At 68.5% G+C, this 15228-nt stretch carries 14 protein-coding genes; 2 read left to right on the top strand and 12 right to left on the bottom strand.

The window, feature by feature from the left end; translation table 11 throughout:
• Position 1: 1 nt before the first annotated feature.
• The 4 genes from paaC to CXQ96_RS02455 form a co-directional block, all read right to left on the bottom strand.
• Positions 2-826, bottom strand: a complete 825-nt coding sequence (gene paaC / locus CXQ96_RS02470) for a 1,2-phenylacetyl-CoA epoxidase subunit PaaC (protein WP_104116408.1) — start codon at positions 824-826, stop codon at positions 2-4.
• Positions 823-1170 (bottom strand): 1,2-phenylacetyl-CoA epoxidase subunit PaaB, encoded by a 348-nt coding sequence (gene paaB / locus CXQ96_RS02465; RefSeq protein WP_104116407.1) that lies wholly within the window; start codon positions 1168-1170, stop codon positions 823-825. Before paaB ends, paaC begins: the two co-directional genes overlap by 4 nt.
• The gene (gene paaA / locus CXQ96_RS02460) at positions 1170-2144 is read right to left on the bottom strand and encodes a 1,2-phenylacetyl-CoA epoxidase subunit PaaA (RefSeq protein WP_258058754.1); all 975 of its coding nucleotides are present in this window, start codon (positions 2142-2144) and stop codon (positions 1170-1172) included. Before paaA ends, paaB begins: the two co-directional genes overlap by 1 nt.
• A 98-nt stretch (positions 2145-2242) precedes the next feature.
• Entirely contained in the window at positions 2243-2623 is a 381-nt protein-coding gene (locus CXQ96_RS02455; protein ID WP_104116405.1) for a hypothetical protein, read from the bottom strand.
• A gap of 208 nt (positions 2624-2831) precedes the next feature.
• Between CXQ96_RS02455 and CXQ96_RS02450 the strand changes: the two genes are divergently transcribed.
• Positions 2832-3446, top strand: a complete 615-nt coding sequence (locus tag CXQ96_RS02450; protein WP_104116404.1) for a TetR/AcrR family transcriptional regulator — start codon at positions 2832-2834, stop codon at positions 3444-3446.
• A 24-nt stretch (positions 3447-3470) separates the two neighbouring features.
• Here CXQ96_RS02450 and paaZ read toward each other — a convergent pair whose 3' ends face one another.
• From paaZ to CXQ96_RS02430, 4 genes are read right to left on the bottom strand one after another with little or no spacing between them, the layout of a single operon-like run.
• Positions 3471-5558: a phenylacetic acid degradation bifunctional protein PaaZ gene (paaZ, locus tag CXQ96_RS02445; protein WP_104116403.1), complete on the bottom strand. Its 2088-nt coding sequence runs from the start codon at positions 5556-5558 to the stop codon at positions 3471-3473.
• Between the two features lie 14 nt (positions 5559-5572).
• Positions 5573-6538, bottom strand: coding sequence for a 3-hydroxyacyl-CoA dehydrogenase family protein (locus CXQ96_RS02440; RefSeq protein ID WP_104116402.1), 966 nt, complete (start codon positions 6536-6538; stop codon positions 5573-5575).
• Positions 6535-7275, bottom strand: coding sequence for an enoyl-CoA hydratase/isomerase family protein (locus tag CXQ96_RS02435; protein WP_104116401.1), 741 nt, complete (start codon positions 7273-7275; stop codon positions 6535-6537). The genes CXQ96_RS02440 and CXQ96_RS02435 overlap by 4 nt, the downstream gene beginning before the upstream one ends.
• Positions 7275-8483, bottom strand: a complete 1209-nt coding sequence (locus CXQ96_RS02430) for an acetyl-CoA C-acyltransferase (protein WP_104116495.1) — start codon at positions 8481-8483, stop codon at positions 7275-7277. Before CXQ96_RS02430 ends, CXQ96_RS02435 begins: the two co-directional genes overlap by 1 nt.
• 179 nt (positions 8484-8662) lie before the next feature.
• On the opposite strand from CXQ96_RS02430, the gene CXQ96_RS02425 reads away from it, so the two are divergent.
• The gene (locus CXQ96_RS02425; protein WP_104116494.1) at positions 8663-10858 is read left to right on the top strand and encodes a S9 family peptidase; all 2196 of its coding nucleotides are present in this window, start codon (positions 8663-8665) and stop codon (positions 10856-10858) included.
• Here CXQ96_RS02425 and CXQ96_RS02420 read toward each other — a convergent pair.
• Genes CXQ96_RS02420 through CXQ96_RS02405 form a run of 4 tightly spaced genes read right to left on the bottom strand, consistent with a single transcriptional unit; the run spans position 10789 to position 15225 of the window.
• Positions 10789-11868, bottom strand: coding sequence for a LacI family DNA-binding transcriptional regulator (locus tag CXQ96_RS02420; RefSeq protein WP_104116400.1), 1080 nt, complete (start codon positions 11866-11868; stop codon positions 10789-10791). The genes CXQ96_RS02425 and CXQ96_RS02420 overlap by 70 nt on opposite strands.
• Positions 11868-13337 carry a GH1 family beta-glucosidase gene (locus tag CXQ96_RS02415; RefSeq protein WP_104116399.1) on the bottom strand — a complete coding sequence of 490 codons (1470 nt, stop codon included), beginning with the start codon at positions 13335-13337 and terminating at the stop codon, positions 11868-11870. The genes CXQ96_RS02420 and CXQ96_RS02415 overlap by 1 nt, the downstream gene beginning before the upstream one ends.
• Complete coding sequence (locus tag CXQ96_RS02410; protein WP_104116398.1) at positions 13334-14239, bottom strand: carbohydrate ABC transporter permease; 906 nt, start codon at positions 14237-14239, stop codon at positions 13334-13336. The genes CXQ96_RS02415 and CXQ96_RS02410 overlap by 4 nt, the downstream gene beginning before the upstream one ends.
• Positions 14236-15225, bottom strand: coding sequence for a carbohydrate ABC transporter permease (locus tag CXQ96_RS02405; protein WP_104116397.1), 990 nt, complete (start codon positions 15223-15225; stop codon positions 14236-14238). Before CXQ96_RS02405 ends, CXQ96_RS02410 begins: the two co-directional genes overlap by 4 nt.
• Between the last annotated feature and the right edge of the window lie 3 nt (positions 15226-15228).

The following is a 15228-nucleotide window of genomic DNA, read 5'->3' as shown; positions in this document are numbered from 1 at the left end:
ATCACCATGACGCTCCGGGATGTTCGCGGGCGAGCACCTGCAGCTCGGCGAGGATGTAGCCGAGGTGCTCACTGTGGCGTCCGAGCCGCCCACCACCGACTGCACCGGGCACTGCGGGTACCTCCAGTTCGGCCTCGACGAGCACCTTCTGCACTGCGGCGTCGAAGGGTGCGCGCAGCGTGCTGGGCCGGACACCGGCACCGCCGAGCGCGTCGATCAGTGGGAAATCGGCGAACAGCTCGTCCACGTAGGGCCAGGTCAGCCTGAGACCGTCGACCATGCGGCGGCGCGACTCGTCGGTCCCGAGGGCGAGGCGCAGGACCCACTGGACGCTGTGGTCGCGGTGGTAGTCGACCTCCTTGACCGCCTTGGCCGCGATCGCGGCAATCGTAGGATCATCGGATTCCACGAGCCGCGAATAGAGCTCCCACTGGTAGAGCGCGACGACGAACTGGCGCGCGATGGTCCTGGCGAAATCACCGTTCGGCTGTTCGACGAGATGCACCGAGCGGAACTCGGGCTCGCGGCGGAAGTACGCGAGGTCGTCCTCCGTCCGGCCCCAGGCCCGGCCTGCGTAGGTGAGGAAGGAGCGCGCGTGGCCGATCTGGTCGAGGGCGATGTTGGCCAGCGCCACGTCCTCCTCGAGTTCCGGCGCCCGCGAGATCCACCAGCCGAGTCGCTGCGCGAGAATCAGGGCGTCGTCGCCCAGGCAGAGCGCATACTCCGCGACTGCATCGCCCGGCTTCACGTCGAGGAGCGCGATGTCTTCCGGTCGCAGCGCGTTCCCGGGTGTGATGCGGGTCGCGCTGGCACTGGACTCGCTCACAGGTGCTTCACTCCCTCGCTCTTGGTGTAGTACGTGGCGTGGCGGTAGTCCTTGCCCTGGGGGGACTCGAAGAACCTGTCCTTCGCGTCGGGGTCGCTCGTGACGATGGCGGCGGCCGGAACCACCCAGAGGCTCACGCCCTCGTTCCGCCGCGTGTAGAGGTCACGCGCATTGCGGACCGCCATCGCCGCGTCCGGCGCGTGCAGGGACCCTGCATGGACGTGCGAGAGACCCCGCGACGACCGCACAAAGACTTCCCAGAGCGGCCATGGCGCCCGCGATTCCTGCGGGCCGGACGACGGTGCGTTCGCGCCGTCGTCGCCCGTCGTCGATCCGCCGGTCATCAGGCCGCCCGACCGTTCCTGAGTGCCTGCTTCTCCGCGTAGGCGGTCGCGGCTTCCCGGACCCATGCGCCCTCCTCATGGGCTTCACGCCGCCGTTCCATGCGCTGCGCGTTGCACGGTCCGCGCCCTGCAAGGACTTCCTTGAACTCGTTCCAGTCCAGGGGTCCGTGCTCCCAGCGGCCAGTCACCTCGTTGAAGCGGACGTCCTTGTCCGGCAGCTCGAGCCCGAGCGCCCTGACCTGTTCGACCAGCATGCCCACGAACCGCGAGCGCAGTTCGTCGTTCGAGAAGCGCTTGATGTTCCACTCCATCGACTTCTGCGAGTTCGGCGAATCCTCGTCCGGCGGACCGAACATCATGAGCGACGGCGCGTACCAGCGGCCGACGGCGTCCTGGGCCATGGCGCGCTGCTCGGGCGTGCCGTTGGCGAGTTCCAGCAGGATCTCGAAGCCCTGCCGCTGGTGGAACGATTCCTCCTTGCAGATGCGTACCATCGCGCGCCCGTACGGGCCGTAGGAAGCACGGCACAGCGGCACCTGATTGCAGATGGCCGCTCCGTCGACGAGCCAACCGATGGCCCCGATGTCGGCCCAGGTCAGTACGGGGTAGTTGAAGATGCTCGAGTACCGGGCCTTCCCCGCGATCAGGTCTTCGGTCATCCGGTCCCGCGGCGTCCCGAGGGTCTCTGCCGCGGAGTAGAGGTAGAGCCCGTGGCCCGCCTCGTCCTGCACCTTGGCCATCAGGACGGCCTTGCGCTTGAGCGACGGCGCCCGCGTGATCCAGTTCGCCTCGGGCTGCATGCCGATGATCTCGGAGTGCGCGTGCTGGGAGATCTGGCGGGTCAGGGCCTTGCGGTAGTCGGCAGGCATCCAGTCGCGGGGCTCGATGCGGGAGTCCTGGGCGATGAGCTCGTTGAACAGTCTCTCGCCGGCGTCGTCCGCCCGACCGTCTGTCTCAATAGCTGGTGCCGTCATCATGCCTGCCTCGCTCGTCTGGACTTCCGGTGACTTACCGACCGTTCGTTCAGTATAGGGATGGGGCCGGGAGGCCGTCAACGAGGCTTTGCACTCCCCTAGGGGGAGCGCGCTGCGAGTGATAGCTCGAGCCACTCCCGAGCGCTCGACTCCGACAGGAAGAACCGTGTGGGGTGCAAGGCCCTGCACGCACCAGCCGCCAGGACCTCGTCCATCGGACCGCGACCGAGCAACGCCGCCGCCACCACGAGCGGCTCGGCATTGAAGACAGCACGAGCATCGGGCGGAAGATCGACGATGGACGTCATGATCACGAGGATCGCGTAGGGCTCCCCCTTGGACAGAACCCGGCTCGCCGCCAGGACCGATCTTGCGTCTCCGGGAGAGATGCTGACCCGCTCGGCCCATTCGAGGCGCTGCAGGTTGCGGGCGAGCAGCGTCAGGGTCGCCCTTCCATCCGCAGCTCCCAGGCGTTGCATAGATCTCCCTCGACCGGTGCAACGCTGCACGGGAACACACGTCGTGCGGACGGCGCTACACCTGCGCAGAAAGTAGCACGGACACGAGGAGGACGTAAGGGGCCGGGGAGCAGCGTCCACTCCGACAGGCGAGGCGTCGCCCGGCACATGCAGCAAGGTGGCACCGGCGGCCTCCTTCCCGACCGAACGGTCGTGCAAAAATGAGCCTATGACCGTCGCCGGAAGCCCTTCCACCCCCGCCGCCCGCCGCGGGCGGCCCGGATACGACCAGCAGTCCGTCCTCGCCGTCGCCGTCGCCGCCTTCAACCGGCACGGCTACGAGGCGACCTCGATGGGGATGCTGGCCGAGGAGTTGGGCATCAGCAAGTCCGCGATCTACCACCATGTCCCCTCCAAGGGCGATCTCCTGCGGCTCGCCCTCGACCATGCGCTCGGAGGCCTGGAATCAGTGCTGACACGGCCCGGGGCGATGGTGGGAGCGGCGGACGCACGGCTCGAGTTCGTGCTGCGAGGGACACTCGCCGTTCTGACGGAGCGCCTTCCCTTCGTGACCCTCCTGCTCCGGCTGCGCGGCAACACCGACGTGGAGCGCGAGGCCCTGGAACGACGTCGGACCTTCGACCGCGAGGTCGCCGCGCTCGTGGACGCCGCGCGTCACGAAGGATCGATCCGCCGGGACATCGATCCCAGGACCACCACGCGCCTCATCTTCGGGACCATCAATTCGATCGTCGAATGGTACCGGCCGGGCGGCCCCCTGACCGCGGACAAGCTGGCGGACGACGTCATCCTGATGGTCTTCGACGGCCTGCACCGGCGCTAGCCGCCCCGCGCCACCTGCGGCGCGCTACTTCCGCACGAGGGTGAGCACGTCGTAGGTCGCCACGATGTCGTCGTCCTGGTTGTGCAGGACGGCGTCCCAGGCCACCTCGCCGTACTCGTCCGTCTCACGCGGCGTGATGCGCTTGGCGGTCAGGGTCACCCGGATCGAGTCTCCCGCCGCGACCGGCGTGAGGAAGCGCAGGTTCTCCAGGCCGTAGTTGGCGAGGACGGGCCCGGGAGCCGGGTCGACGAACAGCCCCGCAGCCCAGGACAGCAGCAGGTATCCGTGCGCCACGATCCCGGGGAAGAACGGGTTGGCTGCCGCTGCCTCCTCGTTCGTGTGCGCATAGAAGCTGTCGCCCGTGGTCCCGGCGAAGGCGCTGATGTCCTCCAGCGTCACCTGGCGGAGCTCGGACCGCACCGCGTCACCGATGCGCAGGGTCGAGAGGTCCTTGCGGAACGGGTGCACGTCGTCGAACCGGCGGTCCGCTCCCGCGTGCCACTCGCCGGTGATGCTCGTGAGCATGTTCGGCGACCCCTGGACGGCGGTGCGCTGCATGTGGTGCAGCACCGAACGCATGCCGCCGAGTTCCTCGCCACCGCCAGCACGGCCGGGACCGCCGTGCACGAGGTGCGGAACGGGCGAGCCGTGGCCCGTGGAGGACCGCGCGTCCTCGCGATTGAGGATGAGCACGCGGCCGTGGTGTGCCGCGATACCGAGCACGAGCTCCTGCGCGACGGCGGGGTCGTTGGTGCAGACCGTCGCGACCAGCGAGCCCGAGCCGAGGGCTGCGAGGCGGACGGCGTGGGCGAGGTCGGCATAGCCGATCACGGAGGCGACGGGACCGAAGGCCTCGACGGTGTGGAGCGCGCCGGCTTCGACGTCGTTCCAGGTGAGCAGCACCGGCTCCATGAAGGCCCCTCCGGGCGCTTTGCCCGAGGTATTGTCCGCCAGCACGACGTCGGGCGCCTCCAGCGACCCGAAGGCGAGGGAAGCGCCACCGGCGATCAGCTCCCGCACGGCGTCCTGGACGCCTTCAAGCTGATCGAGCGACGCGAGCGCCCCCATGGTGACGCCCTCCGCGCGGGGATCACCCAGCGTGACGCGCTGCCGGATCCGCTCGCCCGCAGCTCGCACGACGTCGTCGACGAGGGCGTCAGGCACGATGGACCGCCGGATACTGGTGCACTTCTGGCCTGCCTTCACCGTCATCTCGGTCACCAGTGACTTGATGAAGGCGTCGAACTCGGGAGTCCCGGGCACGGCATCCGGGCCGAGGATGGCGGCGTTCAGCGAGTCCGTCTCACACGTGAACCGCACCCCGCCCTGCGCGACGGAGGGATGGGACTTCAGGTGGTTGGCGGTCGACGCCGATCCCGTGAAGGACACGAGGTCCCGATAGTCCAGATGGTCCAGTATGTCCCGGGCCGGGCCGGAGATGAGCTGCAGCGCCCCCTCGGGAAGGATCGCCGAACCGATGATGAGCTTCACCACGGCCGCGGTCAGGAACCCGGTGGGCGTCGCCGGCTTCACGATCGTGGGCACGCCCGCGAGGAACGAGGGAGCGAGCTTCTCCAGCATGCCCCATACGGGGAAGTTGAAGGCGTTGATCTGCACGGCCACGCCGGGGATGCGCGTATGGATATGGGTGCCGAGGAAGGACCCGTCCTTCGACAGCACCTCGGGGGGACCGTCGACGATGACGTGGGAGTTCGGCAGCTCGCGGCGGCCCTTCGAGCCGAAGGTGAAGAGGACGCCGATACCGCCGTCGATGTCCACCATCGAGTCGATCTTCGTGGCACCTGTCTTCGCGGACAGCTCGTAGAGGGGCTCGCGGTGCGCGGTCAGGTACTGCGCGAGCTCCTTCAGCTTGAGCGCCCGCTCGTGGAACGTGAACCGGCCGAGGGCCGCCTGGCCCCTGCTCCTCGCGAAACGGACGGCCGCTGCGGTGTCGATGCCCGCCGTGCTGACGATGGCGAGTTGCTCACCGGTGCTCGCATCGCGCACCACGGTTCCGTCGTCGGCGGCGGCGGCCCGCTCCGGGGTCCACCAGGCGTCCTCGATGAAACTGGGGACGACGTCGATCTGCACTCGTTCCGGGGCGGTTGTCATGGCCCGCTCACCTTTCACTGGTTTCCGCTGGTCTTCATGCGTGCTGCTGGTATGGCCGGCTGTGAAGTGTCCGGCTGGTGGTCGGTCCGATGGTCGCCCGGGCCGACGGTAGCGGGCGACGGCGGGGCGTCGTTCCAGTCGAAGAAGCCGCGGCCGCTCTTGCGCCCGAGCTGGCCCTGCTCCACCTTCCTCCGCAGGATCGCGGGCGGCGTGAACCGCGGACCGAGGGTGGACTCGAGGTATTCGGCGATGCCCAGGCGGACGTCGAGACCCACGAGGTCCGTTGTGCGCAGCGGTCCCACGGGATGCTTGTACCCGAGGACCATGGCGGCATCGATGTCCTCCGCGCTCGCTACTCCCTCCTCGAGCATGCGCATGGCCTCGAGCGCGATGGCGACGCCGAGGCGCGAGCTGGCAAAGCCTGGCGTGTCCCGCACGACGACGGGGGTCTTGCCGAGATCGGCGACCCACGAGCGGGCGGCCGACGCGAGCTCCGGCGACGTCCTCGCACCCAGGACCACCTCGATCAGGGTCGACGCCGGGACGGGGTTGAAGAAATGGAGCCCACAGAACCGCTCGGGACGCCGCAGAGTCTCCGCGAGCGTGTCGACGGACAGGGACGACGTGTTCGTGGCGAGCCAGGCGCCGGCGTCGAGCTCTTCCTCCACAGCCGTGAGCGCCTGCCGCTTCAGCGACAGGTCCTCCGGCACCGCCTCGATGACGAGCCCGCAGGAACCGACATCGGCATACTGAGTGGACACCGAGACGCGAGACCTGAGGTCCACGAGGGGCACCGACGTCGAACCCCGTTCGATGCTGCGGGCCAGCGCCTGCGTGATGCGGCCGAGACCCGCCTGTGCTGCCGTGTCATCCCGCTCCAGGACCACGACGTCGGATCCCGCGAGGCAGAAGGCGTGGGCGATGCCCGCGCCCATGCGTCCGCCGCCGAGGACACCGACGCGTGCAGGGATCGTGCTCATGAGCCCTTCTTCCGGTCCAGGAACCGCTGCATGCGGTCGAACTTCGCCTCGGACTCGAACAGGACGGCCTGTGCCAGCTGGTCGATGACCGGATGGGCCTCCCTCGGGGCGTGGAACACGCTCTTGGTGATCCTCACTGCCAGCGGGTCCTGCCGGCCGATCCGGTCCGCGAGGTCGTACGCCGCCTGCAGAAGGTTCTCGGGCGCGTGGATCGCGGAGATGAGCCGGGCCGCCAGGGCTTCCTCGGCCGTGAGGATGCGCCCGGCGAGCAGGATCTCCATCGCGAGGGGCTCCCCCACGAGTTCCTTGAGCCGCCAGGTGGCCCCGGCCGCCGGGAGGATGCCGAGGCCCGTCTCCGGATTGCCGATCGTCAGGCGGGGCGTACCCAATCTGAAGTCGGCAGCGAACGCCAGCTCCGCCCCGCCGCCCAGCGCGTACCCGTCGAGGGCCGCGATGACCGGCATCGGCAACCGGGCGATACGCGTGAAGAGCGTCGAATTGATGCCCGCGAGGGCGTCGTCGCGGCGTCTCTCCCGCAGCTCGGCGATGTCAGCACCGGAGGCGAACACACCGTCGGATCCTGCGAGGATGAGCGTGCGCGGCGTGCGTTCGAGGTCGTCGCAGACGCCGTGCAACTCGTCGACCATCTGGCGGTCGATGGCGTTGCGGACCTCGGGCCGGTGGAGTTCGACGACGACGCGATCGGGGCCGTCGGTGATCCTGAGGGCGGTGGCCATCACACCGCCTCGACGAGCATCGCCGTGCCCTGCCCGACGCCGACGCACATCGTCGCGAGTCCGAGCCGTCGGGCCGGGCCGCCGAGTTCCCGCTCGAGCCTGCCGAGCAGGGTGACGGCGATCCGAGCACCCGATGATCCCAGCGGATGGCCGAGGGCGATCGCACCGCCGTCGCGGTTCACGATCTCTTCGTCGAGCCCGAGCCGGCGGATGCACGCGAGCGACTGCGTCGCGAACGCCTCGTTGAGTTCGACGGCGCCGAGGTCGCCGACGGACAGCCCCGTCCGCTCGAGCACCTTCTGCGTGGCGGGTACCGGGCCGATGCCCATGACTTCCGGCGGGACTCCTGCGGACGCGCCGTCGAGGATGCGGGCCCTGGGCGTCAGTCCGTAGCGCTCGATGGCTGCCTCCGATGCGACGACGACCGCGGAGGCGCCGTCGTTCAGCGAACTCGAGTTGCCCGCCGTGACGATGCCGTCGGGCCGGACGACCGGACGGAGCCCCGCGAGCACCTCGAGGGTCGTGTCCGCGCGGGGGCCTTCGTCGGCGTCGACCGCGAAGGACGTCTTGCCGCGGTTCACCTGGACGGGGACCATCTCGTCGTCGAACCGTCCCGACTGCGTCGCTGCGAGCGCGCGCTGGTGGGAGCGGAGGGCGAAGGCGTCCGCGTCCTCGCGCGTGATGCGGTCGAGGGCCGCCAGCTCCTCCGCGGTCTCCGGCATGGAGTACGTGACCTTGTCCCGTGCCGCGAGTCTCGGGTTAATGAAGCGCCAGCCGATGGAGGTGTCGACGACGGCGCCGGGTTTGGCGAAAGCCCTGTCGGGCTTCTCCATCACCCAGGGTGCGCGGCTCATCGACTCGACACCCCCCGCGATGACGACGTCCGCGGCACCCGCCTTGACCATCTGTGAGGCCATGATGATGGCCGACAGCCCCGAGGCGCAGAGCCGATTGACCGTGATGCCGGGCACGCTGTCGGGAAAGCCTGCGAGCAGGGAGGCCAGCCGCGCGACATTGCGGTTCTCCTCCCCGGCGCCGTTCGCGTTGCCGAGGATGACCTCGTCGATCGCGGCCGGGTCGACGCCGGCGCGCTGCACGACGGCGGACAGCACGAGGGCTGCGAGGTCGTCCGGCCGGACACCCGAGAGCGCTCCGCCGTAGCGGCCCACAGGAGTGCGGACGCCACCCACCAGGAATGCCTCGGCCATGGTCGTCTCCCTCGTCATCGTGGTCCGGCGGGCTAATTACCGAACGTTCGTTCTGTAATAGCCTGCTCCAGAATTACACGCCCTTCCGGTACGGTCAACCGGCCCACCCCTGCCGGTGGGTGCCTTCGAGCGGCGCCGATCCATCCGGGGCCGGGAGCGGCGGTGGCAAGATGGGAGCCATGACCGCTGACGCCACCACCCTCGTTGTCCCCGTCCCGCCGCCCGCCCGGAAGGTGCCCTTCGAACGCACCCACCACGGCGATACCTTCGTCGACAACTACGAGTGGATGCGCGACAAGGAGAGCGCCGAGCTGATCGACCACCTCAAGCGCGAGAACGAGTACACGGACTCCGTCACCCGCCACCAGGAGCCGCTGCGCGAAGCCATCTTCACCGAGATCAAGGAACGGACGCAGGAGACGGACCTCTCCGTCCCGGCCCGCAAGAAGGGCTGGTGGTACTACTCCCGGACCGAGGAAGGGAAGCAGTACGGCATCCAGTGCCGCGTGCCTGCGGCGGACACCGGCGACCTCGGCCGGGACTGGACGCCCCCCGAGGTGGTCCCGGGCCGGCCCGTCGAGGGCGAGCAGGTCATGCTCGACGGCAATGAACTCGCCGAGGGCAAGCCCTTCTTCTCCCTGGGCGGCCTGTCCGTCACCGAGGACGGACGGCTGCTCGCCTACTGCGAGGACAACGCCGGCGACGAGCGCTTCACGCTGCGCATCAAGGACCTCGAAACGGGCGAACTGCTCCCCGACGAGGTCCCGAACATCTTCTACGGGCTCTCCTTCTCACCCGACGGCGAGCGCGTCTACTACACCGTCGTCGACGACTCCTGGCGTCCGTACCAGGTACGGGTCCACACGCTGGGAACGCCGGTCGCGGACGACGTCGTCGTCTACCAGGAGGACGACGTCGCCATGTGGACCGGCTTCGAGGTCTCGGCGGACCGGACCCAGCTCCTCATCAGCATCGGTTGCTCGGAGTACAGCGAATACCGCGTCCTTGACCTCGCGAAGCCCGACGGCGGACTGACCACCCTGATCCCGCGCTCCGAGCGCATCCTGTACGACGCCGAGCCGGTCAGCATCGACGGCACCCCGCACTACCTGCTGACGCACGACCGCGACGCCAGGAACTCCATGGTCAGCCTCGTCGCCGCAAGCGAATTCGGGAAGCCGCTCGCCGAGCAGCAATGGACGACGGTCGTCGGGCATGACGACGCCGTCCGCGTGAACGGCGTAGCCGTCACCCACACCCACATGGTGCTCTCCAGCCGCAAGAACACGATCGAGCGTGTTCAGGTCCTCCCACTGGCGGGGCTCGGGACGTCGGACCAGGAGCCTCCGACGGAACCGGACTTCGACGAGGAGCTGTTCACCTGCACCCTGGCGAATGCCGAGTTCGACTCCCCGATCATCCGCCTCTCCTACACCTCCTACCTCACTCCCCCGCGCGTCTACGACTACCTGCTCGATGACGGCGCTCTGCAGCTGCGCAAGGAGACGGAGGTGCGGAGCGGTTACGATCCGAGCCAGTACATCGCGGAGCGGCAGTGGGCCCCGGCCGCCGACGGCACGCTGATCCCGCTCTCGGTGGTCCGCCGGGCGGAGCTCGCCCAGGACGGCACCAACCCCGCGGTCGTCTATGCCTACGGCAGCTACGAGGCCAGCATGGATCCCTCGTTCTCGGTCGCGCGCCTGTCGCTGCTGGATCGCGGCATCATCTACGTCACGGCGCACATCCGCGGTGGCGGCGAGATGGGTCGCAGCTGGTACGACGACGGCAAGAAGCTCGCGAAGAAGAACACCTTCACCGATTTCGTCGACGCCACCAGCTACCTCGGCACGTCGGGCTGGATCGACGCCGGGCGGATCGCGGCGATCGGCGGGTCGGCCGGTGGGCTGCTCATGGGCGCCGTCGCGAACCTGGCCCCCGAGAAGTACCGGGCCATCGTGGCGCAGGTGCCCTTCGTCGACGCCCTGACGACCATCCTCGACCCGGAGCTGCCGCTGTCGGCACTCGAGTGGGAGGAATGGGGAAACCCGATCACCGATCCGGAGGTGTACCGCTACATGAAGGAGTACACCCCCTACGAGAACGTGCGCCCTGTGGCCTACCCTCGCATCGCCGCGGTCACCAGCTACAACGACACACGGGTGCTGTACGTGGAGCCCGCGAAGTGGGTGGCACAGCTGCGTGAGACCACGACGGGCAGCGAGCCGATCGTGCTGAAGACCGAGATGGACGGAGGCCACGGCGGTGCGAGCGGGCGCTACTCTCGCTGGCGCGACGTCGCCTGGGACTACGCCTTCGTGGCGGACGCGCTGGGTGCCACCGAGGTGCTCTCGCGCTCCACCAGTTCGGTCGAGTAGATGACGGGCTCCGGGTGCGAGCCCGGAGCCTCGATCTCCTCGAGGAGCATCGAACCCGCCTTCACGGCCATCTCGACCATGGGCTGGGTGATCGTGGTGAGCGGCGTCGGAGCTGTCTCCGCCACGGCGTGGTTGTCGTAACCCACCAGGGCGATGTCCCCCGGAACGGTCTTGCCGACCGCATGGATGGCATCGAGGACGCCGAGTGCCATGAGGTCCGAGGCCGCGAAGATGCCGTCGATGTCCGGATGGTCGGCAAGCAGCCGGCGTGCCGCCGCCGCCCCGCCATCCGTGGTGAAGTCCGCGTGGACCACCGGCCCTTCGGGAATGCCCGCCTCGGCGAGTCCTGCCCGCCAGCCTCGCAGGCGGTCGACGGCCGCCGTCATGTCCGCCGGACCGGCGACGGTCGCCAGCCTCCGCCGGCCGATGCCGGCGAGATGCTGCGCGGCCAGGCGGCCACCGCCCTCGTTGTCGGTATCCACATACGTGACATCGAAGGTCATGTCCCACGGCCGGCCGATGAAGATGGTGGGGAGGCCGGTCTCGGCGAGCGATCTCGCCCACGAATCAGCCTTGTGGTGCGAGACCACGATGGCGCCGTCGACGTGCCCGCCCCGCAGGTAGCGCAGGGTGCGGGACGAGTCGTCATCGGTCCTCGACATCAGCAGCACCAGCTGCACGTCGGTCTCGCGGAGGGCCTCCGTGATGCCGGTGACGACGACGGCGAAGAAGGGATCCATCATGACTCGGACATCCGGTTCGGGGATGACCAGGGCGATCGACGAGGTGCGGCGCGTCACCAGGCTGCGCGCGGCCCGGTTCGGGATGTACCCGAGGGCGAGCACTGCGCGGTCCACGGCGGCCTGCGCCTCCGGGCTGACACGGTCCCCGCCGTTGATCGCGCGCGACGCGGTGGAGCGCGACACCCCGGCAGCCACGGCAAGGTCCTCGAGCGTGGGGCTCGGGCGGGCTGCCACTTGCCGCAGCGACCGGGGCGGAGAGGTTTTCATCACCTCGACAATACGACACCCGACTGGTTCGCGTCCGATGATGAAGCGCGTGCCGGCACCACGTTCGAGGCGGCGAGGCGGGAGTACCAGAGGGCACTCGCCTTCGGGACGCGCTGCTGCGTCTCGTAGTCCACCCGCACCAGCCCGAAGCGCTGGTGGTAGCCCCAGGCCCACTCGAAGTTGTCCATCAGGGACCACGCGAGGTAGCCGCGGAGGTCGACGCCGTCGTCGATGGCGTCCTTCATGGCCCGCACATGGACGTCGAAGAACCCGAGGCGGTCCTGGTCGTCCACGAAACCCGACTCGTCCGGGGAATCGTTGTAGGCGGCGCCGTTCTCCGTGATGTAGATCGGGATGCCCGAGGGTCCGGTGTACTCGTCCTGCAGCCTGTTGAGGAGGCGTCGGAGCCCTTCGGGCTGGACCTCCCAGTCCATGGCAGTGACCGGCAGGCCCCGTGGCACGGAACGCACGCCGTGAGCGGCGACGTACGGCGAGGAGACGGGGCGCTCGAGGGGCGCGTGCCCCTCCTGCGGCACGGCCTCGTCCGACGGCGTCTTCGTGACGGCCTCTCCGTGGTAGTAGTTCACGCCCAGAACGTCGATCGGGGTGCCGATGATGTCCAGGTCACCCTCGCGGATGTGGTCCGTCAGCCCCAGGTGCTCGACGTCGCGGAGGACATCCTCCGGGTACTCGCCACGCAGCACGGGGTCCAGGAAGATGCGGTTGAACTGTCCGTCGATTCGTCGGGCGGCGTCGCGATCGGCCTCGCTGGTCGGGTCGAGGGGGTCCGGGACCGTGAGGTTCAGCGTGATGCCGAGTGTCGCCTCCGCATCGCGACGGCGCAGCTCCTGCGTCGCGAGACCATGGCCGAGCAGGAGGTGGTGCGCTGCAGCGAGGGCCGCGGTCGGCTCCTGCCTGCCTGGCGCGTGCACTCCCGCGGCGTAACCGAGGAAAGCGGCGCACCAGGGCTCGTTCAGGGTGGTCCAGACCCGCACGCGGTCGCCGAGTGCCTCGTGCATGACGGCCGCGTACTCCGCGAACCGGTACGCCGTGTCGCGGTTGGTCCAACCCCCCTTGTCCTCGAGGGCCTGCGGGAGATCCCAGTGGTACAGCGTGAGCCACGGCTTGATGCCGGCCTCGAGGAGCTGGTCGACGAGCGTCGAATAGAAGCGGATGCCCTCGATGTTGGGCGTGACCCCGTCTCCCATGCACCGCGACCAGGACGTGGAGAAGCGGTAGGCCTGCAGGTTGAGGCTCTTCATCATGGCGACGTCCTCGGCGGAACGGTGGTAGTGATCGCACGCGACGTCTCCGTTGTGCGCGTCCGCCACCGCTCCGGGGACGCGGGAGAACGTATCCCAGATGGAAGGCGCCCTGCCGCCCTCCTGGGCAGCGCCCTCGATCTGGTAGGCGGCTGTCGCCGCGCCCCAGAGGAAGCCCTCGGGGAAGGTGATGTCGGTGCTGCTCATCCTTTGACTGCTCCTTGCATGATTCCTGATACGAGTTGACGTCCCGCTACCGCGAAGAGGAGCAGCAGGGGGATGGTGGAGAGCACGGCTCCGGCGAGCACGATCGAGTAATCGACGAAGTGCGCGGCCTGCAGCAGTTGCAGTGCCACCGGGAGGGTGGGGTTCGACGGATCCAGCACGATGAACGGCCAGAAGAAGTTCGTCCAGGTGGCGACGAACGTGAACAGGGCGAGCATGGCGGCCGCGGGCCGGGCCGCAGGGAGACCCACGTACCAGAATGCCTGGATCATGGATGCCCCGTCGATGCGGACTGCTTCGATGAGCTCGTCAGGCAGCGCGTCCCGCAGGTACTGCGTCATCCAGAAGACTCCGAAGGCCGTGACCACACCGGGAACGATGACGGCCCACAGCGAACCGGTCCAGCCGAGCTTCGACATCACGATGAACAGCGGAACCACGCCGAGCTGGGTGGGCACGGCCATCGTCGCGATGACGAAGACCAGCAGGGCCTTGCTGCCCCGGAAACGGAGCTTGGCGAAGGCGAATCCTGCGAGGGTCGAGAACAGCACCACGGAAGCCGCCGTGACGGTGGAGACGATGATGCTGTTGCTGAGCGCTTTCCAGAACGGGATGCTGTCGAGCACCGTGGCCGCGTTGGCGAAGAAGTTCCCGCCGGGAACGAGCGGTACGCCCTGGCTGATGACAGAGCTGTCGTGGCTCCCCACCAGGAACGACCACCACAGCGGGAAGACCGAGCCGAGGATGACCGCTCCGAGGAATCCGTAGGTCAGGAAGCCGGGGCGGCGCATGGTGCCGCCGGGGGCGCCGCGGCGTCGGGCGCCGAGCCCGCGCTGGGCCGCACCCTTCCCTGCGGTCTGTTCGATCATCGGTATCGAGCTCATCGTCGGCCTCCCTGGTTCGCGATACGGCGGGTGATGAGGAAGTTCGCCATCGCGATGATGACGATGATCAGGAACAGGAGCCAGGCGACCGCCGAGGCCCTGCCGAAGTTGCGCTGGCCCCAGCCGAGCTCCCAGATGTACATGGTGAGCGTCTGCCATTGCCGGTCCGCTCCGCCGAGGCCTGCCTGGTCGAAGACCCTGGCGCCGTCGAAGATCTGGAGTCCACCGATGGTCGCCGTGATGACCACGAAGATGATGGTCGGCCGCAGCATCGGCACGGTGACCGAGAAGAACTGACGGAAGCGGCCGGCACCGTCGATGGTCGCCGCCTCGTAGACGTCCCTGGGAATCGCCTGCATTGCGGCGAGGAAGATCAGGGCGTTGTATCCGGTCCAGCGGAAGTTGACCATCGTCGCGATGGCGGCGTGACTCGCGAGGGAGTCCGAATGCCAGCGGACCGGGTCCAACCCTATCCCCGTCAACAGCTCGTTGAACAGGCCTGCCTGATCAGCGAAGAGGTTGTTGAAGATCAACCCAACGGCCACGGGGGCCACCACGAAGGGGACGAGGACGCCCATCCGCCAGAACGTCTTGGCCCTCAGGTTGGCCTCCAGCACTGCCGCGATGGCGATGGCGAGGACGACCTGCGGGACGGACGAGAGGAGGAAGATGCTGAACGTATTGCCTACCGCGTTCCAGAAGAACGGCTGCGCGAGCACGAACTCGTAGTTCTCCAGCCCCGTGAACTTGCCCTGGCCTCCGATGAGGTTCCAGGTGTGGAGCGAGACCCATGCGGTGTACAGCAGGGGAAACAGGCCCGTGATCGCGAAGAGGAGGAAGAACGGCGAGATGTAGAGATACGGGGACAGCTTGACGTCCCACTTCGACACCTTCTGGGAGAAGGCCAGCCGTTTCACGCTTTTGTCGCGTGAACCTCGCTGGTCGGTGTTGGGAGGTGGGGATTGGACCCGGTCCGTGACAGCCATGCG

Origin of the sequence: Arthrobacter sp. B1805, from assembly GCF_002929745.1 — a bacterium.
Classification (GTDB): domain Bacteria; phylum Actinomycetota; class Actinomycetes; order Actinomycetales; family Micrococcaceae; genus Arthrobacter_D.
This window is presented reverse-complemented; position numbering and strand designations above follow the sequence as displayed.

Coding starts and splice junctions, on each gene's coding strand:
- paaB (WP_104116407.1), bottom strand. CDS start 1,170: ATGACCGGCGGATCGACGACGGGCGACGACGGCGCGAACGCACCGTCG.
- paaA (WP_258058754.1), bottom strand. CDS start 2,144: ATGACGGCACCAGCTATTGAGACAGACGGTCGGGCGGACGACGCCGGC.
- CXQ96_RS02455 (WP_104116405.1), bottom strand. CDS start 2,623: ATGCAACGCCTGGGAGCTGCGGATGGAAGGGCGACCCTGACGCTGCTC.
- CXQ96_RS02450 (WP_104116404.1), top strand. CDS start 2,832: ATGACCGTCGCCGGAAGCCCTTCCACCCCCGCCGCCCGCCGCGGGCGG.
- paaZ (WP_104116403.1), bottom strand. CDS start 5,558: ATGACAACCGCCCCGGAACGAGTGCAGATCGACGTCGTCCCCAGTTTC.
- CXQ96_RS02440 (WP_104116402.1), bottom strand. CDS start 6,538: ATGAGCACGATCCCTGCACGCGTCGGTGTCCTCGGCGGCGGACGCATG.
- CXQ96_RS02435 (WP_104116401.1), bottom strand. CDS start 7,275: ATGGCCACCGCCCTCAGGATCACCGACGGCCCCGATCGCGTCGTCGTC.
- CXQ96_RS02430 (WP_104116495.1), bottom strand. CDS start 8,483: ATGGCCGAGGCATTCCTGGTGGGTGGCGTCCGCACTCCTGTGGGCCGC.
- CXQ96_RS02425 (WP_104116494.1), top strand. CDS start 8,663: ATGACCGCTGACGCCACCACCCTCGTTGTCCCCGTCCCGCCGCCCGCC.
- CXQ96_RS02420 (WP_104116400.1), bottom strand. CDS start 11,868: ATGAAAACCTCTCCGCCCCGGTCGCTGCGGCAAGTGGCAGCCCGCCCG.
- CXQ96_RS02415 (WP_104116399.1), bottom strand. CDS start 13,337: ATGAGCAGCACCGACATCACCTTCCCCGAGGGCTTCCTCTGGGGCGCG.
- CXQ96_RS02410 (WP_104116398.1), bottom strand. CDS start 14,239: ATGAGCTCGATACCGATGATCGAACAGACCGCAGGGAAGGGTGCGGCC.
- CXQ96_RS02405 (WP_104116397.1), bottom strand. CDS start 15,225: ATGGCTGTCACGGACCGGGTCCAATCCCCACCTCCCAACACCGACCAG.